Annotated in this window: 18 protein-coding genes and 1 other RNA gene; 8 read left to right on the forward strand and 11 right to left on the reverse strand. The window is 63.3% G+C overall.

Going from position 1 to position 20909, the window contains the following annotated elements; genetic code table 11:
* A partial coding sequence (locus NKI35_RS30300) for an ATP-dependent helicase (protein ID WP_352742429.1) occupies positions 1-951 on the reverse strand: 951 nt, incomplete at its 3' end.
* 284 nt (positions 952-1235) lie between these two features.
* Between NKI35_RS30300 and NKI35_RS30305 the strand changes: the two genes are divergently transcribed.
* Together NKI35_RS30305 and NKI35_RS30310 are read left to right on the forward strand one after the other, a co-directional pair.
* Positions 1236-3548 (forward strand): glucose/quinate/shikimate family membrane-bound PQQ-dependent dehydrogenase, encoded by a 2313-nt coding sequence (locus NKI35_RS30305; protein ID WP_352742431.1) that lies wholly within the window; start codon positions 1236-1238, stop codon positions 3546-3548.
* A 764-nt stretch (positions 3549-4312) separates the two neighbouring features.
* Positions 4313-5218, forward strand: a complete 906-nt coding sequence (locus tag NKI35_RS30310; RefSeq protein ID WP_023735955.1) for a dienelactone hydrolase family protein — start codon at positions 4313-4315, stop codon at positions 5216-5218.
* Between the two features lie 3 nt (positions 5219-5221).
* Here the strand turns inward: NKI35_RS30310 and NKI35_RS30315 are convergent, their stop codons facing one another.
* The 4 genes from NKI35_RS30315 to NKI35_RS30330 form a co-directional block, all read right to left on the reverse strand.
* Complete coding sequence (locus NKI35_RS30315) at positions 5222-5671, reverse strand: response regulator (protein ID WP_023668313.1); 450 nt, start codon at positions 5669-5671, stop codon at positions 5222-5224.
* The gene (locus NKI35_RS30320) at positions 5668-6816 is read right to left on the reverse strand and encodes a histidine kinase dimerization/phosphoacceptor domain -containing protein (protein WP_023668314.1); all 1149 of its coding nucleotides are present in this window, start codon (positions 6814-6816) and stop codon (positions 5668-5670) included. The genes NKI35_RS30315 and NKI35_RS30320 overlap by 4 nt, the downstream gene beginning before the upstream one ends.
* A gap of 258 nt (positions 6817-7074) precedes the next feature.
* Positions 7075-7272 (reverse strand): hypothetical protein, encoded by a 198-nt coding sequence (locus NKI35_RS30325; RefSeq protein ID WP_013531006.1) that lies wholly within the window; start codon positions 7270-7272, stop codon positions 7075-7077.
* Between the two features lie 146 nt (positions 7273-7418).
* Positions 7419-7904 carry a thioesterase family protein gene (locus tag NKI35_RS30330; protein ID WP_031197523.1) on the reverse strand — a complete coding sequence of 162 codons (486 nt, stop codon included), beginning with the start codon at positions 7902-7904 and terminating at the stop codon, positions 7419-7421.
* A 102-nt stretch (positions 7905-8006) separates the two neighbouring features.
* Between NKI35_RS30330 and NKI35_RS30335 the strand changes: the two genes are divergently transcribed.
* The 3 genes from NKI35_RS30335 (at position 8007) to NKI35_RS30345 (ending at position 14012) form a co-directional block, all read left to right on the forward strand.
* Positions 8007-9416 carry an FAD-binding oxidoreductase gene (locus NKI35_RS30335; protein WP_023667426.1) on the forward strand — a complete coding sequence of 470 codons (1410 nt, stop codon included), beginning with the start codon at positions 8007-8009 and terminating at the stop codon, positions 9414-9416.
* A gap of 20 nt (positions 9417-9436) precedes the next feature.
* Entirely contained in the window at positions 9437-9916 is a 480-nt protein-coding gene (locus tag NKI35_RS30340) for a hypothetical protein (protein ID WP_023667425.1), read from the forward strand.
* Between the two features lie 157 nt (positions 9917-10073).
* Positions 10074-14012, forward strand: a complete 3939-nt coding sequence (locus NKI35_RS30345; RefSeq protein WP_352742434.1) for an AsmA family protein — start codon at positions 10074-10076, stop codon at positions 14010-14012.
* A gap of 40 nt (positions 14013-14052) precedes the next feature.
* Here the strand turns inward: NKI35_RS30345 and NKI35_RS30350 are convergent, their stop codons facing one another.
* A complete protein-coding gene (locus tag NKI35_RS30350; protein ID WP_027050603.1) occupies positions 14053-14481 on the reverse strand; it encodes a MarR family winged helix-turn-helix transcriptional regulator in 429 nt (142 codons plus the stop codon).
* Between the two features lie 174 nt (positions 14482-14655).
* Here NKI35_RS30350 and NKI35_RS30355 point away from each other — a divergent pair, with 174 nt between their 5' ends.
* Complete coding sequence (locus NKI35_RS30355) at positions 14656-16446, forward strand: chloride channel protein (protein WP_352742436.1); 1791 nt, start codon at positions 14656-14658, stop codon at positions 16444-16446.
* On the opposite strand, the gene NKI35_RS30360 is transcribed toward NKI35_RS30355, so the two are convergent.
* The 4 genes from NKI35_RS30360 to NKI35_RS30375 form a co-directional block, all read right to left on the reverse strand.
* The gene (locus tag NKI35_RS30360; protein WP_352513007.1) at positions 16443-16670 is read right to left on the reverse strand and encodes a ribbon-helix-helix domain-containing protein; all 228 of its coding nucleotides are present in this window, start codon (positions 16668-16670) and stop codon (positions 16443-16445) included. The two genes, NKI35_RS30355 and NKI35_RS30360, sit on opposite strands and share 4 nt — an antisense overlap.
* A gap of 13 nt (positions 16671-16683) precedes the next feature.
* Positions 16684-16878, reverse strand: a complete 195-nt coding sequence (locus NKI35_RS30365) for a DUF4169 family protein (protein ID WP_023667420.1) — start codon at positions 16876-16878, stop codon at positions 16684-16686.
* A gap of 18 nt (positions 16879-16896) precedes the next feature.
* Positions 16897-17436 carry an SspB family protein gene (locus NKI35_RS30370; protein ID WP_023741675.1) on the reverse strand — a complete coding sequence of 180 codons (540 nt, stop codon included), beginning with the start codon at positions 17434-17436 and terminating at the stop codon, positions 16897-16899.
* A gap of 130 nt (positions 17437-17566) precedes the next feature.
* A complete protein-coding gene (locus NKI35_RS30375) occupies positions 17567-18250 on the reverse strand; it encodes a TetR/AcrR family transcriptional regulator (RefSeq protein ID WP_023668320.1) in 684 nt (227 codons plus the stop codon).
* A 188-nt stretch (positions 18251-18438) separates the two neighbouring features.
* Here NKI35_RS30375 and NKI35_RS30380 point away from each other — a divergent pair, with 188 nt between their 5' ends.
* Entirely contained in the window at positions 18439-19644 is a 1206-nt protein-coding gene (locus NKI35_RS30380; protein WP_023667417.1) for a multidrug effflux MFS transporter, read from the forward strand.
* 210 nt (positions 19645-19854) lie between these two features.
* Here the strand turns inward: NKI35_RS30380 and ssrA are convergent.
* Positions 19855-20213: a transfer-messenger RNA gene (ssrA, locus tag NKI35_RS30385) on the reverse strand.
* A gap of 168 nt (positions 20214-20381) precedes the next feature.
* Between ssrA and NKI35_RS30390 the strand changes: the two genes are divergently transcribed.
* Positions 20382-20693 carry a DUF2853 family protein gene (locus NKI35_RS30390; protein WP_023668323.1) on the forward strand — a complete coding sequence of 104 codons (312 nt, stop codon included), beginning with the start codon at positions 20382-20384 and terminating at the stop codon, positions 20691-20693.
* Positions 20694-20909: the final 216 nt, after the last annotated feature.

Consider the following 20909-nt stretch of genomic DNA (forward strand, 5'->3'; position numbering starts at 1 on the left):
CGCGGGTGTTGGGGGCGGGCGCCCCCGGGCGGGGGGGGGTGGGGTGGCAGTGGCGCGGGCGCGGCACCCCCCACCCGCGCGGTTTGGCGGCGCGACCTCCCCCATCGAGGGGGAGGTAGGTCTTTGCGCCAGCAGCCGCAGCCACATGTATTGCGCGGTGTTGGTGTCCTGGTACTCGTCGACGAGGATGTATTTGAAGCGCTTGTGGTAGTCCTTCAGCACGTCCGGATTGGCGCGGAAGATGCGGATCGGGTGGCAGAGCAGATCGCCGAAGTCGCAGGCGTTCAGCGTCTTCAGCCGCTCCTGATAGGCCTTGTAGAGTTCCCGGCCCTTGCCGTTGGCGAAGCTGCGCGCGTCGCCCTCGGCAATGTCGGCGGGGCCTTGGCCCTTGTTCTTCCAGCCGTCGATCATCTGCGCGAACTGCTTGGCCGGCCAGCGCTTGTCGTCGAGGCCTTCGGCCTGGATCAGCTGCTTGATCAGCCGTACGACGTCGTCGGTGTCGAGGATGGTGAAATCGGATTTGAGCCCGGCCAGCTCGGCGTGGCGGCGCAAGAGCTTGACGCCGATGGAGTGGAAGGTGCCGAGCCACGGCATGCCCTCGACGGCTTCGCCGACGAGATGGCCGATGCGCTGCTTCATCTCGCGCGCGGCCTTGTTGGTGAAGGTCACCGCCAGGATCTGCGAGGGGAAAGCCCTGCCGGTGGCCAGGATATGGGCGATGCGGGTGGTCAGCACGCGGGTCTTGCCGGTGCCGGCGCCGGCCAGCACCAGGACCGGGCCTTCGGTGGTTTCCACCGCCAGCCGCTGCTCGGGGTTGAGGCCGTTGAGATAATCGGGCGCGCTGTTGGGGCCGCTGCGGGCCGCCATGGCGCGCGCGGCTATGCCCGACGGGGCCGCGGGCCGCGCATTGGGTTCGTCAAAAAAGGGCATGTCTTCCGCAAAGCCGGACATCTCCCCCGAATGTAGTGATTCGGGAGCGAAAGACCAGAAGTGTCTACGTTTTGTTCTGGTTTGGAAGTGAGATTCTGGGGCGCAGTGCGAATTTCATCGTCCCGACGCCCGACAATGTAGTGGAGGTGCTGCAGCGTGGGAGCGGAATGAAGTCGAGCGTTTGCTCTCGCCTTATGCTGGCAGGGCCAGCTTGACACACGCGGCCTGGGGGAGAAAGCTGGCGACAGGGCAGGGGCGGCTGCCCGTGAGGCGCTGCAAAGCGCATCAGTCGAAGGAGTATCGTCTTGGCTGTCGTCATCACCTCCCTCATCCTGTTCCTCATCGGCCTCGCACTTGGCGGCGGCGGCGTCTGGCTCGCGATGCTGGGCGGCAGCTGGTACTACGTCGTCACCGGTCTCGCCTTCCTCATCGCCGCATGGCTGCTCTTCCGGCGCAAATCGACGGCGCTCTGGCTCTACGCGGCGATCGTTCTCGGCACGCTGGCCTGGGCGGTGTGGGAAATCGGCTTCGACTGGTGGGAACTCGGACCGCGCGGCGGCATCATCGTGCTTCTGGCGCTGTGGCTGCTGACGCCTTGGGCAAGGCGGGGCCTGACCGGCCCCGACGCGCGAGCGCCGCTCATTCTGGCCGTGCTCGCTTCGCTCGCCGTCGCCGGTTATTCGATGACGGCCGATCCCAAGGACATCGCCGGCGACCTCAGCGCCGACAAGGTGACGCCGACTGCCGATCTCGGCGGCAACGTGCCTCCGGGTGAATGGCACTTCTACGGCCGCACGCAATTTGGCCAGCGCTATTCGCCGCTCGACCAGATCACGCCCGACAATGTCGCCAAATTGCAGCCGGCCTGGACATACCAGACCGGCGACGTGAAAGGGCCGGACGATGTCGGCGAAACCACCTATCAGGTGACGCCGCTGAAGGTGGGCGACGCGCTCTATATCTGCACGCCGCACAATTTCGCCATCGCCATCGATGCCGCCACCGGCAAGGAGAAATGGCGTTTCGATCCCAAGATCAAGCTCGACAAGGACCGCCAGCACCAGACCTGCCGCGGCGTGTCCTATTATGCCGATGCCAAGATCGCCGCCGGCCAGCCTTGCGCGACACGCGTCTATCTGCCGACCTCGGATGCGCGGCTGATCGCGCTCGACGCCGCCAACGGCCAGGTCTGCGCGTCCTTCGCCGAGGCCGGCACGCTCAATCTGTTGACCAACATGCCGTATCCGAAGTCGGGCTATTATTACTCGACCTCGGCGCCGCTGATTGCCGGCGGCAAGATCATCATCGGCGGCGCGGTCAACGACAATTATTCGACGCAAGAGCCGTCCGGCGTCATCCGGGCCTTCGACGTCGACACCGGCGCCCTGGTGTGGAACTGGGATTCCGGCAATCCGGACCAGACAACGCCGCTGGCTGCAGGCCAGACCTACACCCACAACTCGCCCAACATGTGGTCGACGGCAAGCGCCGACGAGAAGCTCGGCCTGCTCTATGTGCCGCTCGGCAACCAGACGCCGGACCAGCTCGGGATGGGCCGCAGCGCCAATGTCGAGAAGTTTTCCTCCTCGATCACCGCGCTCGATCTGGCCACCGGGCAATTGCGCTGGGTGCGGCAGACCGTGCATCACGACCTCTGGGACATGGACGTGCCGGCACAGCCGACGCTGGTCGACATCACCACCGCTGCCGGCGTCGTTCCGGGTCTGGTCGGGCCGACCAAGCAGGGCGACCTCTACGTGCTCGACCGGCGCAGCGGCGAGCCGATCATCCCGATCAAGGAAGTGCCGGCGCCGGGCGGCGCTGTCGAGGGCGATCACACGTCGCCGACGCAGCCGGTCTCGGATCTCTCCTTCAGTCCGAGGCCGCTGACCGGCGCCGACATGTGGGGCATCACCATGTTCGACCAGCTGGCCTGCCGGATCGAATTCCAGGGCCTGCGCTACGAGGGTCGCTATACCCCGCCGTCGGTGCAGGGGTCGCTGGTCTATCCCGGTAATTTCGGCACATTCAACTGGGGCGGCGTCGCCGTCGATCCGGTACGGCAGGTGATGTTCGGCATGCCGACCTATCTGGCGTTCAAATCGCAGCTCATTCCGCGCGACCAGGTGCCGCCGCCGGATGAGGGGCGCGGCAGCGAGCAGGGGCTGAACCGCAATGAGGGCGCACCCTATGCGGTGGTGATGGGGCCATTCCTGTCGCCGCTCGGCGTGCCCTGCCAGGCGCCGCCATGGGGCTATGTGGCGGGAGCGGACCTCAGAACCGGCAAGATCGCCTACAAGCACCGCAACGGCACCGTCTATGACATGACGCCGTTGCCCTTGCCGCTGAAGGTCGGTGTTCCCGGCATTGGCGGGCCGATGATCACCGCCGGCGGCGTCGTCTTCCTGGGCGCGGCGGTCGACGACTATTTGCGCGCCTATGACCTGACATCGGGCAAGCAGCTTTGGCAGGCCAGGCTGCCGGCCGGTGGGCAGTCGACGCCGATGACCTACACCGTCGCCGACGGCCGCCAGTTCGTAGTCATCGTCGCCGGCGGCCATGGCTCGGTCGGCACCAAGCCCGGCGACTATGTGATGGCCTATACGCTGCCGAAGTAGCAGCGATGTGACTTAGGTAAGTGATCGGCCCGGCAGATATTCTGGCAATGTCGCACCGCCCCTCATCTGCCTCCCGGCATCTTCTCCCCGTATAGTGACGGGGAGAAGGGGCAGCTTCAGCGTTGGCGCCCTTTCCTGCAACGCTGGCGATTGGCGAAATCATCGATGACGGCATCCTTCTCCCCGTCACTATACGGGGAGAAGTGCCCGGCAGGGCGATGAGGGGCAGCAGCAGCCTTGGTCAGCTTGCGTAAGAGATGGCCTTTGAGGCTGGGCACGGAGCCCAGTACTTCATTGGTTAGCTGCGGCCCTGTTTCGGCCTGCTGGATCAGCGTGGTGACGGCCGACGCCGGTCGACGCGGACATTCACCATCCGAGCGGCGGCTGCGGCAGCAGCGGAGCGCATTGCCAGCAAGGCAGCAACAGCAAGCACGAGCGCGCTTGCAAGGATCGGAGTAGACAAGGTCATGGCGTTGTTCCTTCTCGTCGGGCTCGCCGCTACGAGCGAGACCATCATCAGCTTCCTTCCATATTGTGGCGGCACCATCGACATTCTCTGAAATGACCAAAATGTGATGGGCGCGTTCCGCGGGGCCGCCGCATCGTTCGATGGCGCAAGCGTCACCCATCCGAGACTGGACCGTGCGAGCTTGCACCCTATCTTGATCCGCGAGTCATCCCGGAGTGACCGCGAGGTCATCCCGGAGTGACCATGAGGTCATCCCGGAGTGACCGTGAGATCATCTCCTAACGAGGAGCACGCCATGACGAAACCCACCGCCGAAGCCGTCAAACCTGCCAAACCTGCCATCACCCAGGCGATGATCGATGCCTATGACGAATACACGCATCTGACGCTCGACCGCCGCCGCTTCATGGAACAGCTGACCAGGCTTGCCGGATCGGGCGCGGCGGCGGCCGCGATCGCGCCGCTGCTTGCGGCGAATTCGGCGCAGGCGGCAATCGTCGCCGACAACGATCCGCGCGTGAAGGCTGAAGATATCACCTATTCCGGCAGCAGCGGTGAGATGAAGGGCTATCTGGTCAGGCCGGCGGACCAGTCCGGCAAGCTCGGCACCGTCATCGTGGTGCATGAGAACAGGGGGCTCAACCCGCATATCAAGGATGTGGCGCGGCGCGTTGCGCTGGAGGGGTTCGTGGCGCTGGCCCCGGATTTCCTGTCGCCGCTCGGCGGCACGCCCGCCGACGAGGACAAGGCGCGCGACATGTTCACCAAGCTCGACGCCAGCCATGTCACCGCCGATGGTGTGGCGACCATCGCCTATCTCAAGGGCGAGAAGGACGGCAACGGCAAGGTCGGTGCTGTCGGCTTCTGCTGGGGCGGCGGCACGGTCAACAATCTGGCGGTCAACGCGCCCGATCTCGCCGCCGGCGTCGCCTATTACGGCATGCAGCCGAAGGCCGAGGATGTGGCGAAGATCAAGGCGGCGCTGTTGCTGCACTATGCCGGGCTGGACGAGCGCATCGACGCCGGCATCGATGCCTACAAGAAGGCGCTCGACGCCGCCCATGTAGAATACACCGTCTATGTCTATGACGGCGTCAACCATGCCTTCAACAACGACACCTCGGCCGCGCGCTATGACAAGAAGGCAGCCGATCTCGCCTGGGGACGGACGATCGCTTTCCTCAAGGAGAAGCTGGCGTAAGCTTCAGGCCGCCGACGACGCCCATACGCTTTCATAGGCCGGCGACAGCGTAAAACCGGCCGGCAGCACCGAGACCGGGGGCGGGCGCCGCACGCCCTCCTGCAGATAGCGCAACGCCGACACCAGTCCGTTCATCGTGTAGGGCTTGGCGATGACGCCGATCGCGCCGGCGAAATGGTCGGGGATGCGTTTTGGATTGGCGGTCATGAACACCACCATGGAACGGTTACCCTCGCGGATATGCTCGGCAACCTCGACCCCGGTTGGTCCGTCGGCGAGGTGGATATCGACAAAGGCAATATCGGCATCAGCGGTATCAATCATACCTCTTGCTTCGGCCAACGATGTCGCCCAACCCACAACGCTGTGGCCGGCTTCCTCGACGAGGCTTTCCAGTTCCATCGCCAGCAACGCCTCATCCTCGACGATCAGGACCTTGAGCGGTTCGTTCATGACAGCTTCCCTTTCTGCTGCGGTTCGTTCGGCATCGAGATGACGACCTTTGTGCCCGGGCCGGCGTCGCGCCATTCGATGTCGGCATGCAACTGACGGGCAAGCGACTTGATCAGCCGCATGCCGAAAGAAGCATCGCCACTGGCCTCGGCCATGCCGACGCCGTCATCGGAAACCTCGATGTTGAAGTGGCCGTCGGGCTGGCTCATCTTGATGCCGATGCGCCCCGCGGTGGTGCCGTCCGGCTTTTCCTTGAAGGCATGCTTCAGCGCGTTGGTGACAAGCTCATTGACCATCAAGGCAACAGGCGTGGCTTTTTCGGCCGGAATGACGATGGGTTCGAGGTCCAGCGTCGGCTTGATCTCGGCGCGCCCCGATGCGGTCAGCAGGTCGGTGACCAGATCCCTGGCGAAATCCGAGACATCGAAGCGGCTGACATCCTTTGACTGGTAGAGACGGCGATGCACAGTGCTCAGCGCCTCGATGCGCTCCAGCATGGTGGTCAGGGATCGCTTCGTCGCTTCATCCTTGATTGCCCGGCTTTGCATGATGATCAGCGAGGAGATCATCTGCAGGTTGTTTTTCACCCGATGGTCGACCTCGTGCAGCAGCGTGGTCTGCGCCTCAAGGGCGGCCTCAAGCTCGCGTGTGCGTTCCTTGACAGCCTTTTCAAAACGGTTCTTGTCGGCGGTGATGCGATCCTCCGAGCGCTTGCGATCCGAGACGTCGAGCTGTGAGGCAAAGAAGAACAGGAGTTCGCCTTTGTCGTTGGAAACCGGGCTGATGTAGAGCGCATTCCAGAACGTCGAGCCGTCCTTGCGGTAGTTCAACAGATCGATGGCGATATCGGTTCCCGCTGCTATCGCGTCGCGCACGCTAGCCACAGCTGCCTTGTCTGTCTCTGGCCCCTGCAGGAAGCGGCAGTTCTTGCCCATGACCTCGTCGCGCTCGTAGCCGGTCAGGCGCAGGAACGCGTCATTGGCAAAGACGATCGGATTGTCCGCCTGACGGGGATCGGTGATGACCATCGACATGCGGGTGGCGCGGATGGCGGCCGCGAACGGATCGCCCTTGCCGTGCTCGGCATGCAGATTGTCCGTCATGTGCCATGCGTCGGCCGGTTCCCTGGTCCTTTTCCAGTCCATGCTTTCACTCCAAGCCGTTTTTCAGGGGTCACAACGGCTTAGACGTGGAATTGGTTCAATCTTGATCTTCTTGTCGCAGGCAGCCATTTGCGGAACCGAATCGCCGGTTCCACAACGGATTGAAATAAATGGGTTTGAAGGTTGTCGGATGTAGCCGATTCGCTGAAAGCAGGGCTGGCGCCGACCTATAGAAATGATCAGATCGCAATTGTCCGTGGCGGCGCTCGCCAGTGTCGGCTTCTCAGGGCAGGGGAAACGTCAGGCGTGGCCACGCTTCATGCGCGCCTGCTTCAGGATGGCGCGCCAGCGGATCATGTCGAAGGGGATAGGCTCGTTGTTGTTGGCGATGTGGAAGATCTCGTTGTTGACGTTCTTCAACGAGCGCCAGAAATCATAGTCGGTGATGCGCGGATCGGCAGCCAGCCTGTCCACCTCGACCTTGATGTCGGTTTTCATGCACGTTCCTCGAACCGCCTGTTGCCCGCCGCCCGCGTCGCAACTCGCATGGCACCGTTCTCAAACGGTCAGCTGAGTCGTTCAATGGCCCAAATGGCTTGTTCACGTTAAAACCTTGGTAAGGTTAACGCGGGCGAGGCAGCGCTTCAAGCGGTCCTGCGGCGAATACCGATCGAACGGCCGGCGCGCTCGGGCATCGGCAGTGCAGAATGGGCGGCGCGCATGGCTTCCACCTTGGCCTGCACATCGGCGGGGAAGGGCGCGACTTTCGGCCCGGACATGTCGACATGCAGCGACAGGGTTTCGGAAGTGGCGGCGAGCCAGCCATCGACATGGCGGATTTCCTGGTAGGCCCGCAGCCGCTTGTCGTCATGATCGATCAGTTGGAAGGATACGACGACCTTGTGTTCGAGGTGCAGTTCCTGGACATAGCAAACATGGACTTCGGCCGTGTAGATGGTCAGGCGCCGCTCTTTGACATAGTCCAGCCCCATGCCCATCGCCTCGAACGCCTCATCCGAGCAGCGGTCGAACAACACGTTGTAATAGGCCATGTTGAGATGGCCGTTGTAGTCGATCCAATCCTTCTCGATGTCCATCGGTTTGGAAACTAAGGGGGCGGGAACAGGCATGGAAAGTTCCTTGTTCTGGTGCTGGACAGAGCGCGGCAGTCGAGACTACGCATCCATAATCGCATAACAAGCGTGGACGCTGGTCCATTCGCGGAGGAATTCATGGCTCTGAGCGACCTCAATCCGGTCGAACGCAACGAGGAAGGCATCGCCGCCGTGCTCGGCATTCTCAAGCAGCAGCTCGGCGAACGCTTCCAGACAGGCGCGGCGATCCGCTCGCAGCATGCGCATACCACCACCTATATTCCGACGCAGGCGCCTGACGGTGTCGCGTTCCCGGAGACGACAGAAGAGGTGCAGGAGATCGTACGTGCCTGCGCCGCGCACCGCGTGCCGGTCATCGCCTTCGGCGTCGGTTCCTCGCTGGAGGGCCACACCAACGCGCCGGGTGGCGGCATCTCGGTCGACACCTCGCGCATGAACCGCATCCTGTCGGTCAACCCCGAGGATCTCGACTGCACGGTCGAGCCTGGCGTAACGCGCGAGGATTTGAATCGGCACCTGCGCGATACCGGCCTGTTCTTCCCCATCGATCCCGGCGCCAATGCTTCGCTCGGCGGCATGGCGGCAACGCGGGCCTCCGGCACCAATGCGGTGCGCTACGGCACGATGCGTGAAAACGTGCTGTCGCTGACGGCCGTCATGGCCGATGGCGAGACGGTGACGACCGGCAAGCGGGCGAAAAAGAGTTCGGCCGGCTACGATCTGACGCGGCTTCTGGTCGGCTCGGAAGGCACGCTCGGCATCATCACCTCGCTGACCTTGAAGCTGCAAGGCATTCCGCAGGCGATCTCCGGCGGCGTCTGCCCGTTTCCAAACCTCGAGGCGGCCTGCAACGCGGTCATCGCGACCATCCAGATGGGCATTCCGGTGGCGCGGATCGAACTGGTCAATGGACTGCAGATGCGGGCGATGAAGAATTACTCGAAGCTCGATTATCCCGAGAGCCCGTGCCTGTTCGTCGAGTTCCACGGCAGCGATGCCGGCGTCGCCGAACAGGCCGAGACCTTCGGTGCCATTGCTGAAGACAATGGCGGCGGGCCATTCCTTTGGACCAGCGTCGCCGAGGAGCGCACGAAACTCTGGAAAGCCAGGCACGATGCTTATTGGGCGTCACTGACGCTACGGCCGGGCGCCAAGGGCCTTTCGACCGATGTCTGCGTGCCGATCTCGCGGCTGGCCGAATGCGTTGCCGAAACCGAGGCCGACATTGCCGAGATGGGCCTGGTTGCGCCGATCGTCGGCCATGCCGGCGACGGCAATTTCCATGTGCTGGTGCTGATGGATGTCAACGACCCCAAAGAGATCGCGCTGGCGGAGAAATTCGTCTCGCGGCTGAACATGCGGGCGATCGCCATGGACGGCACCTGCACCGGCGAACACGGCATCGGCCAGGGCAAGATCGGCTTCCTGCGCCATGAGCTCGGCCATGGTGTCGACATCATGCGCTCCATAAAAAAAGCGCTCGACCCGCAAGACATCATGAACCCGGGCAAGATATTACCTGCATAGCCGAAATGTGAGGAGCGGCAATGGATACCCTGATTATAAGGGCATCGCTTGGCAAGACACTGTTACTGCTGTCGGCCAGCCTCTTCTTTGTCCTGGCCTGCGCTTTCCTGATTTATGTCTCCGAGGACGGCGACACTGCCGGCCTTTGGTGGTGCGTGGCCTTTTTCGGGCTGGTCGCGTTGGTGTTTGCCTGGCAGCTTGTGCGGCCGCAGATTCTGGTGCTGAACGGACAAGGTTTCAGTCTCGGCGGAGGCCTTGTTCGATCGCCCAACCTGGTCCCCTGGAAGAATATCGAAAGCTTCTTCGTCGTCCATCGCCGGCGCAGGATAGGCGATATGATCGGGTACAATTTCGCACCGGGGGTCAAGAAAAGCTCCGTCATGGGCAGCGTGACCAAAAGCCTCGGCGCCGAAGCCGCATTACCGCAGGGCTGGACATTGTCGCCTGAGGAGATGGTGGTGCTGCTGAACGAATATCGCCGACGGGCCATGGCAGGATAGTCTCTTGCGCACAGGCCGGACCGCGGTCAAAGGCGTCCAAAAATCTCTGCTCTTCCAGATACATCAGAGATCAAGCAACTCTGGATGAATTGCCTCTTTATCGACACGCTGATGCGGGTAGAGTGCGGCTGACTTTCAATCAACCCGTTCGGAGCTGATGCTCGCACGCCTGTTCGTGATCTTCGGTGGCTTGTTTGTGCTGGTGCTGGTTGCGGCGCTGGTGGTGCCGTATTTTGTCGATTGGACCGGGTACCGCGCCCAATTCGAGCGCGAGGCGAGCGCCATTCTCGGCCGCAAGGTGACGGTGCAAGGCGACGCCACGGCGCGGCTGTTGCCGTTCCCCTCGGTGACCTTCTCAAACGTCACGGTCGCCGGCGGCCCCGGCGGCCAGCCGGCAATGACCGTCGAGACCTTTTCGATGGACGCGGAACTGGCGCCGTTCCTGCGCGGCGAAGTGCTGATTTTCGACATGCGGCTGGTGCATCCGAAGGCGACGATCGACATCGCCGATAACGGCACGGTCGACTGGGCGATACGGCCGTCCTCGCCCTTCGATCTCAACCAGATCTCGATCGAGAAGCTCACGGTGACGGAGGGAGAAATTGCGCTCCGCCATGCCGCAGGCGGGCGCAGCCATCTGATTTCCGAGATCAATTCGACCATCTCTGCCAAGTCGCTGGCCGGGCCGTGGCGCATGGACGGAACGTTGCTGCTCGACGGACTGCGTTCGACGGTTGCGGCTTCGACCGGCAAGGCCGAAGGCAGCGGCCAGATGCGGCTGAGGCTCAAGGTCGATCCCGATGCCTATCCACTGGTCATCGAAACCGACGGCAATGCCGGCATCGTCAATGGGGCTGCCGTCTATTCCGGCCAGTTCAAGATTTCCGGCAACGACAAAAACAGCGCCGAACTGCGCGGCGGCGATGGCGAGAGCGTCAAAATCAGCGCCGGCAAACCCGATCCGGGGTTCAGGCTGAACGGCAAGTTCTCGCTCGACCACCAGAAGCTTGGCGTCGACGAATTCCGCTTCGAGACCGGGCCGCTCGACAATCCCTACACAGCCGACGGCAAGGCTTCGGTCGATCTCGGCCTTAGGCCGAACTTCGCCATCGAGGCCAATGGCGCGCAGGTGCAACTGGACGAGGCGGTGGGCGCTGAGAAGGGCGCCGGCCTGACGCTGGACCAGCGCATTGCCGGGATCGAGCAGGCGCTGCTCGAACTGCCGAAGCCGAGCATCCCCGGCACTGTCGAGGTCAAGCTGCCGGCGGTGGTGGCTGGCGACACCACGGTGCGCGACGTGCATCTCTCGGCCGAGCCGGTCGAGGGCGGCTGGTCGGTGAAATCGCTGGCCGCGACCTTGCCCGGGCGCACGACGCTGGAAGCCAGCGGCATGCTCAGCGTCGAAGATCATTTCGGTTTCAGCGGCTCCATGCTGCTGGCGGTGGCGCAGCCTTCCGGCTTTGCTGCCTGGTTGTCCAAAGATGTCGACGAGGCGATCCGCCGGCTGCCGGCCGCCGGCTTCAAGGCCAAGGTGGACCTGTCGGAGAAGCGCCAGGCGTTCAGCGATCTCGAACTGATCCTCGGCAAGTCGAAGTTCACCGGCCGCATCGATTCCAGCCAGCCCGACGACGCCAAGTCCTCGGTGCTGATGCGGCTCGCGGGCGGCGAACTCGATGTCGACGGGCTGACGGCCTTCGCCTCGATCTTCGTCAGCGACAAGGGCGCCAACCGCTTTTCCGACCGTGACCTCGATTTTCAGATCAAGGCAGGGCCGGTCAATGCCGGCGGGCTCACCGCCGACACCGTCGACACAGCGCTCCGGCTCCGCGACGGGCTGCTCGAAATCGACCGGCTGTCGATTGGCGGCCTTGCCGGCGCCTCGATCAGCGCCACCGGCCGGATCAAGGATTTTCCGGCAAGCCCGACCGGCAAGCTCGATGCCTCGGTGGTCGCCGTCGATCTGAAGCCGCTGATCGACATTGCCGCGCAACACTATCCCGACAATCAGGTGCTGAAGGGGCTGGCTGGCCGCACGGCCGCCTATCCCGAACTGTTCCAGGAGGCGCGCGTCGATCTGGTGGCGAGCGCCGCCGACAATGGCGACGGCACGACCGGGCTGGCGGTGAGCGGACAAGGCAAGGCCGGCGGTTCGGCCTTTTCGGCGTCGCTGTCGGGCAAGGGTGCCGTCGGCCAGTTACTCGACGCGCCGGTGACGCTGACCTTCAACGCCAAAAATCCCGACGCCACGGCGCTGCTGGCGCTCTACGGCCTGCCGGCGCTGCCGCTCGGCATGCTCGGCCAGGCAAGCACCGATATTTCGGCCAAAGGCACGTTTGGCGGCGGCCTGGCGACGAGCTTCAATTTCGCCGCCGACGACTTCAGGGCGACGTTCGACGGCACCGTTGCTCAGACACCGCAAGGCGCCACCGCCAAGGGCAAGATCGGCCTCGACGCCTCCGATATAGAGCCGTGGCTGATGACCACCGGCGCCGGCCTGCCGGGCATGGGAACGGGCACCTCGACCTCGCTCAGCGCGGATGCCGATTTCGGCAATGGCCTGCTGGTGTTGAGCGGTCTCAGCGGATCCATCAACGAGTCGGAGATTTCGGGCGACGTCAACATCGATGCGAAGCAGGGGCTGCCGCATTTTGCCGGTGCGCTGGCGCTCGACGAACTGGACCTCGACCCGATTGCGGTTGCGCTGTTCGGTGACCAGTCGTTCCTCAGCAGCAACGCGAACTGGCCGACGGCGCCATTCAGCCAGAAATCCAGCCTGCCGTTCAGCGCCGATCTCGACCTGACGACGGCGACGCTTGCCGCCGGACCGCTGGCGACAGCCTATGACGCGTCGCTGTCGTTGAAACTGGACCAGGAAGGCATCCGCGTTTCGGACCTGAAGGCAAAACTGCTCGGCGGCGCGCTCACCGGATTGTTCGAGTTGAAGAACACAGACGGCACGGGACTGTTCTCCGGCCAGATGAGGCTTGCCGGCGCTGACCTGGCGACTGTGCTGCCGGCTGCCGGCTTGAGTGGCAGCGGCGACTTCTCGACAGGGCTGTCGACCAGCGGCAAATCGGTCGACGCGATGATTGCCGCACTCTCCGGCTCGGGCACGGCGGCGCTGAAAGGCCTCACCATTGCCGGCGTCAATCCCGATGCCTTCGGCGCGTTGATTGCCAAGGCCGATGCGATCGGGCGCGACATCGACGTGGCCAAGACTGCGGGCTTTGCACCTGAGATCGCTGGCGACGGCAGCTTTGCTGCCGGCGATGCCGACATCGCCTTCACGGTCGCCGGCGGCACGTTGCGGGCACCACCGATGAAACTCGAAAACCAGGCGGCGACGCTGTCTGCCGACATCACGGCCGACCTCAACACCGGCACCGTCGCCACCAAGGGCGCGGTCACCTACAAGCCTGGCGACGAGGCGCTGGTCGGCTCCGATCCGACGGTCAATTTCAGCGTCGATGGGCCGTTCGGGGCGCTGAAGAAGCAGTTCGACAGCGAGCCGCTGGCGCAATTTTTGACCCAGCGCGCGCTGGAAAAGGAGCAGCAGCGGGTCGAGGCGATGCAAACAGCACTGCTCGAGAAGCAGCGGCTGCGGCGCGAGGTGCGCTATTACGCCGCCCTGCAGACCGAACGCGACAACGCCGCCGAGGAATTGCGCAAGCAGGAGGAAGCGGCACGGCTCAAAGCCGAGACCGACGCCAAGGCGAAAGCGCAGGCCGATGCAAAGGCACAGGCCGAAGCGGATGCCAAGGCCAGGGCGGATGCCAAAGCAAAGGCCGATGCCGGTGCGAAAGCGCAGGCAGAGGCTGACGCAAAGGCCAAGGCAGATGCGGACGCGAAAGCGCAGGCCGAAGAGCAGGCTGCCGAAGACGCCGCCAAGGCCGAGGACGAACGGAAGGAGGCCGAACAGGCTCGGATCGCCTCGCAGGAAAAAGCCAGGCTGGAGGCCGAGCGCAAGGCTCAGGAGCAGGCGCCGAAGGTCGACCGCTCACTTCCCGGCGTCAGTGACGGTTCGGCCCCGGGGCCGCCGAAGCCCAGGACAAATCCGTTCTCGGTCGACAATTTGCTGAAGTCGCTGGGCAATTAGGCACCCGCATCGCCGACGGCACCGGTCCGCGACTTGCGGACTATTGCTTGTGACGGGTCAGCAGGCGTCCCAGCATCGGTTCGATGCGCTTGAGCTCATCGAGATGCGCGGCGGACAATTCGGCAAGACGGTCTTCGGCGTGTTCGGTCAAGCGCAAAAACACGCGCCGCTGGTCGTGTTTGTCCTGATGCCGGATCACAAGTCCTGCCTCGCCTAGGCGGTTTACCAGCTCGACGGCGCTGTGGTGGCGTATGCGCAGGCGCTCGGCCAAGTCACCGACCGTGACCGGCCCGCCATCCGGAAAGCCCTTGATCGCCAGCAGCGCTTGGTGCTGGCGCGGCGTCAGGCCGGCATCGTTGGCCTGGGTCTGGCTGAATTCGAGGAAGCGCCGGATCAGGTAACGGAATTCGGACAGGCGCTGGTAGTCGGCCTGCGAAATGGCTGGTCGTGGGTTCTTTGGCACGGTCATTTCCGATCTCTATCGTCCTTTGCCTGAAAAGCTCAACGGCCGGCGCGCAGTCGTTGTCCAAAATGACGCGGTAAAGCGGTCGCGAACAGCCTTGAACATTTATATCGTGTTACGATACATAGCGGCCCGACAACAGGATGGCGCGCGTGGCGTCGTCGGAAAGCTGGACGCCATATGAAATCCTCGGAAAATCACCTGCGCGACTTCACTACCGATGCGCGCGTGCTGCTGATCGCGGCGATCGCCGTGGTGGTTGCAACCGCAGGACTGTTTGCTGGTATTGCGCTGCTTAAGCTGATCCAGCTTGCCACCAACATCGCTTATTTCGGCCAATTCTCATTTGCCAATCTGAAGCTGCAGGACACGCCGCTCGGTTACGCCGCGGTCGTCGTTCCGGTGATCGGCGCGCTGATCATCGGCTTGATGGCCAGATATGGCAGCGAGAAGATCCGCGGCCACGGAATCCCCGAGGCCATCGAGGCAATCCTGCTCGGTCGCTCACGGCTTGATGCCAAGGTGGCGATCCTCAAGCCGCTGTCGTCGGCGATCTCGATCGGCAGCGGCGGTCCGTTCGGCGCCGAAGGGCCGATCATCATGACCGGCGGCGCCATCGGCTCGCTGATCGCGCAGATGCTGCCGGTCAGCGACAATGAGCGCAAGACGCTGCTCGTGGCGGGCGCGGCGGCAGGCATGACCACCGTGTTCGGAACGCCGATCGCGGCCATCATGCTGGCGGTGGAACTGCTGCTCTTCGAATGGACGCCGCGCAGCTTCATCCCCGTGGCGGTTGCCGCCATCATTGCCGAGGTCGAGCGCACCATGCTGCATTTGCCGGGGCCGATCTTCCCGTTCCAGGGCAGCATGGAGGCTTCGTTCACCGGCCTGGGCGGCTGGGTGCTGATCGGGATATGCGCCGGGCTCTTGTCCGGCCTGCTGACCCAGATGGTCTATGCCTGCGAAGACGCTTTCCAGAAGCTGCCGATACACTGGATGTGGTGGCCGATGATCGGTGGCCTGGTAGTCGGCATTGGCGGACTGATCGAGCCGCAGGCATTGGGCGTTGGCTATGACAACATCGCCGACATGCTCGATGGTCGCTTGATCGCCACGGCCGCACTTGTCCTATTGGTGGTCAAGGCGATCATCTGGTCGGTGGCGCTCGGTTCTGGAACGTCCGGTGGCGTGCTGGCGCCGCTGCTGATCATGGGCGGCGCCATGGGCGCGGTTCTCGCCGGCATCCTGCCTGAGGCGACGCCCGGCTTCTGGCCGTTGCTGGCGATGGCGGCGACCATGGGCGGCACCATGCGCGCGCCGCTGACGGCGACCTTCTTTGCGGTCGAACTCACCGGCAACACCCATGTGCTGGTGCCGTTGATCGCCGCTTGCGCGGCCGCTCACGCCGTCACCGTGCTGTTGATGAAGCGGTCGATCCTGACGGAAAAGATTGCCAGGCGAGGGCATCATCTGGTTCGAGAATATCGTGTCGATCCGTTCGCGCTCACCAGGGTGCGCGAGGTCATGACCGCGCAGGTGGAGAGCGTGCCGGCGACGATGACGCTCCATGGCGCAGCCGCCTTCCTGACCGCGCCCCAGACGCGGCATCCGAGCTTTCCCGTCGTCAGCGAAGACGGCCAGGTGCTTGGCGTCATCGATCCGCCGGCGATCCTGCGCTGGAGGCGCGCGGGCGAGCACCGCACCACGACGCTTGGCGAATTGCTTGCCGGCGGCAAGCTCACGCTTGCCTATCCGGACGAGTATCTCGAGGGGCTTTCCGACAAGCTGCTGATGGCCAATGTCTCGCATCTGCCGGTTGTCGCGCGCGAGGACGCGCGGCTGGTCGGCTATGTCGGCTGGAAAGATCTGATGCGCGTCCGGTCGAAGAAGCTTGCCGAGGAACGTGATCGCTCGACGCTCCTGGGATTTGGCACCCGCCGCAAGAAACAGGACGCGGTCATAAAGGCCTAAGAAGTTCTGGCGTCGCGCTTGGCCCAGTCCAGCACGTGGAGCCTGAGGGCCGACGACAGATTCGCATCGCGCGGCCTTGTTTCGTCGATTTCGGCGACCAGGGCAGCAAGCGTCAGCTTGCGCTCGGCGGCGATGGCGAGGAGATCGTCGTAAAAGGGTTTTTCGAGGGAATAGCTGGTGCGATGGCCGCGGATGGTCACCGAGCGTTTTTCGACCGGGCTCACCGCAGGCGGTCCATCAATCGCCCTGGTCTTCCGGGCGTTCGCGGCGGTGGCCGGCGACGAATTTTTCGGCCTTGTCCGATGTCAGCCGGTCACGAGTTCTTTCGGCTTTGGAACGGCCGTGCAGAGCGCGGTTCTCGCCGGCGAGCTTTTCCTTTTCGGTGCGCGCCTTCTGCTTGCGGACCTGGCGAAGGTTGACGATTTCGCCCATGTCGCGCCGTCCGTCCCGCTACTTCTTGCGGAAGGCGTCGAGCGACACGACGTCGGCGCCCTTGCCGGCATCGGCCACGGCGGGCTTTTTCTCCGCCTCAGTGGTAGCTGCCTTCTTCTCGGCCTTCGGCTTTTTCTCGGAGACGATAGCCAAGGGCTCGGCAGCCGGCTGGGCGGCTGCATCGTCTTCCGCCGGGACGTCGGTCTTGACGTCGAATTCGAGTTCGAAATTGACCGATGGGTCGTAGAAGCCGCGTACGGCCGAGAACGGGATTTCCAGCTTCTCCGGCACGTCGGAGAAGGACAGCCCGACCTCGAAGCCGGTATCGGTCACCTTGAGGTCCCAATACTGGAACTGGATGACGATGGTCATCTGTTCGGGATAGCGCTCTCGCAGCCTGGAGGACACCCGCACGCCCGGCGCGCCGGTCAGGAATGTGATGAAGAAATGATGATTGCCGGGAAGGCCGGTGCGCGCGACTTCGGCCAGGACCTTGCGCATGACGCCGCGCAATGCCTCCTGGGCCAGAATGTCGTAGCGGATGTGGTCGTCGGCCATGTGCTGGTCGGGTTCCGTTGAATCGTCCGCATAGCTGTAGTCAAGCTTGAGCGCGGCGTAAACCGGATATAGATCGCTGATGCGCCGAAGCGAAGCCCGTAACGGACGATTTGATCGCCGGCTTTGACGTTCAGGCGCTGGCCAGCTGTTTTTCCACCGCTGCCGCTGATCTGCGCTTGCCGAAGGCGCGCAGGAATGTGCGCACGCCGTGGGTGGCGGATTGCAACACTTCGTCTTCCGACGGCATGCCGCCTAGCATGAAGGTGGTCTGCAGTTCGGCGTTGGCTAGCGCCAGGAACTGGCGTGCGGCGACATCGGGATCGTCGACCGCGAGATGGCCGGCATGGGCGAGGCGGGCAAAACGGGCGGCAAGTGCGGGCCAGGTCCGGCCCGGCCCTTGGTCGCGCCATTCTGCGAAGAGCTCGGGATAGCGCTCGCCTTCGGTCTGGATCAGCTTGCGCAGGAAGCGTCCGTCGCGGTTGCAGATGCAGTTCTGATTCATGCGCACGGCAAAGCCGATCAGGTCGGCTTCCAGATCCTTCGGCTGGTCTGGGAAAGAGGCGAAGGTGGCGAAGATGCCGGCATTGCAGCGCTCCGTCAGATCGCGCACCACAGCCATGAAGAGCTTTTCCTTGTCGCGGTGGTGATTGTAGATGGTCTGGCGCGACACGCCGGCCTCCACCGCGATCAGGTCGATATTCGCGCCGGCAAAGCCTTCCCGGCAAAAGACCGAAGCCGCCGCATCGATAATCGACATACGCTTGGCCTCGTGGCCGCGTGGCGGGAAAATGTCAGGAGAAACGGCAAGCTTCATAGAAATCTATATAGAGGTGATTGACGAATTAGACAAGGCTGTCTAAATTTGTGGACACAATAAATGGGGAATTCGCTCCGTAGAGACGAATAATCTCGCTCTGAGCCGTCGGATTTCAACGGGATGGAACGTCCTAGGGTTAGTCGTCGCGTTGGCGGCGCCAACCAGACTTGAAAGAAGCCTTTATCATGAGTCCCAAATTCCTCCGCATCGCGGTCGTGCTCGGCCTGTTGTCCGCTATCGGCCCCTTCGCCATCGACATGTATCTGCCGGCGTTGCCTTCGATCGGCGAAGATCTGCATGCCGGCACCGCCGCCGTTCAGATGAGCCTTTTGATCTTCTTCCTGTCGATGGGCTTCGGCCAGATCGTCGTCGGACCGATCTCCGACATGGTCGGCCGCAAGCTGCCGCTTTACGGCGGCCTCGCGCTGTTCATGGTCGGCGGCATTGGTTCGGCCATGAGCCCAACCATCGAATGGCTGATCGCCTTCCGCTTCCTGCAGGGGCTGGGCGCCAGCGCCGGCATGGCGGTGCCGCGCGCCATCGTGCGCGACCTGCACACCGGCACCGAAGCCGCCAAGCTGATGTCGCTGCTGATGCTGGTGTTTTCGGTGTCGCCGATCCTGGCGCCGCTGACCGGCAGCCAGATCATCGAGAATTTCGGCTGGCGCGCCGTGTTCTGGACGGTGACGGGCGCGGCCCTGCTGGCCACCATTCTGCTGGCGACCTCGCTGAAGGAGACGCGGCCGGCGGAAGAACGCGTCGGTTCCTCCTTCGGAACCGCACTCGCCGGCTATCGCTTCCTCATGGGTGACCGCAATTTCCTCGGCCTGGTGGCGATCGCCGGCTTCGGCATCGCCAGCTTCTTCGTCTACCTCTCGAGTTCGTCCTTCATTCTGATCGACCATTACGGGCTGTCGCCTTCCGTCTACAGCGTGTTCTTCTCGATCAATGCGGTGGCCTTCATCGGCATGTCGCAGCTGACGGGACTGCTGTCGGAGCGCTTCGGGCTGAAGCGCGTCGTCTGGGTGGCGGTGACCGGCTATGCCACGACGATGGTGGTGCTGTTCGCAGTCATGGCGACCGGCGTCGACCGGCTCGATGTGATGGCGGCACTGCTGTTCGTCGGCTACGGCTTCCTCGGCCTGGTCATCCCGACGACGTCGGTGCTGGCCATGGAAGAGCATGGCGAGATCGCCGGCACGGCCTCGGCGCTGATGGGCACGCTGCACTTCGCCATCGGTGCGCTGGCGATGGGCGTCGCCGGCATCTTCTTCGACGGCACCCCGCTGCCCATGGTGGCCGGCATCACGCTCTGCGCCGTGATCTCGTTCACGCTGGCCAAGCTGACGCTCGGCCGCTCGCGCGAAGCCGTTGAAGCGCCGGCCGAGTAAGCTGACCGCAATCAACCGGAAAGGCCGGGTCATCCCGGCCTTTTTCACGTCTGGGGTAATCCGGCCCCGGCCAGAACCACGGCCTTTGACCGACGCCAGCGGCAAATTGCACCAGCTCATGGCTCAATTTGGTGTAGGCTTCGCGGTCCATGACCATGCGAAAATTGGCCAGCGGCAGCCGGCATTGCGTACGATATCGAGGAGGGGAGAAGTGGAGGTTTCTGTTGCCAGGTACCTCCGAACCCCGCCTAGAAGTGCGAACCTCTAGGGCTTGATTTGAAGCTATCGCACCGCTTACGCGGCGAGACGTGCTTCCGCATAGTTGTCATTTGCAACTACAGGTTTAGCCCGATGACGGTGGTACCATGCCGGGCAAAAGTACGATCTTTACACCTTCGTCGATCCTATTTCGCCCCCATCAAGAACCGCTTTGTCGTCAAAGCGGCTTTTGGTGGAGGCGCCGGGTACCGCCCCCGGGTCCGAACGGCTTATTACATCGCCCATTTATCGCCATAGTCGGTCGAGCCGACAAAACGAATATAGGGGGCGGGCGCACAAAATGAAAGGCCGCAATGGCACTTCTTCGCCGCACCAAACTGCGGCGCCCAGGGTTGACTCGCGCGCGGTCTCAACCGAAGCTTTGCGACGGTGAGGAGTATCGACCGAGCGCACAAGTTGCGGCAGCGCGCCACAGCTCCCATCGATCGGATCCCGTGGCGCCGACATGGGGAAATTTGATGGCCGATTATCTCGCAGACGTGAAGAAATACGACGCCGCCGCAAATGCGGATGTGGTTGCCAAGATTGTGAAACATCTGGGCATCGCGCTGCGCAACCGCGATTCCTCGCTGGTATCCTGCACCGATCCCAAGGAATTGGAGCGCGTCAAGACCAACTGGGTTGCCAAGAAGCTTGGCGTGACCGACGGGGCGAAAGCCGACTCAGCGATCGAGAAGACCTGCAAGGCGTTGGCCGCAGACAGCTCCAAGAGCCGCGTGACTTTCTACTATCTGGTCGCCAAGGATCTGGGCAAGCTCGGCTCTTTGTAAAGATTACTGCCGATAGGCAAAGCGCGCGTTTGATTTGCTCCTCACCGGAGGTCAGCGCCGCCCCTCATTGCCCTGCCGGGCATTTCTCCCCGTATAGTGACGGGGAGAAAGGGCTGACCGCAGCCTTGGCTCTCTCTCTCTCTCTCTCTCTCACTCTCTCTCGAACGCTTGTGATTGGCGAAACCACTGAGCGCCCCTCTCCCCGTCCTATACGGG

Origin of the sequence: Mesorhizobium sp. M0676, from assembly GCF_040320535.1 — a bacterium.
GTDB lineage: Bacteria > Pseudomonadota > Alphaproteobacteria > Rhizobiales > Rhizobiaceae > Mesorhizobium.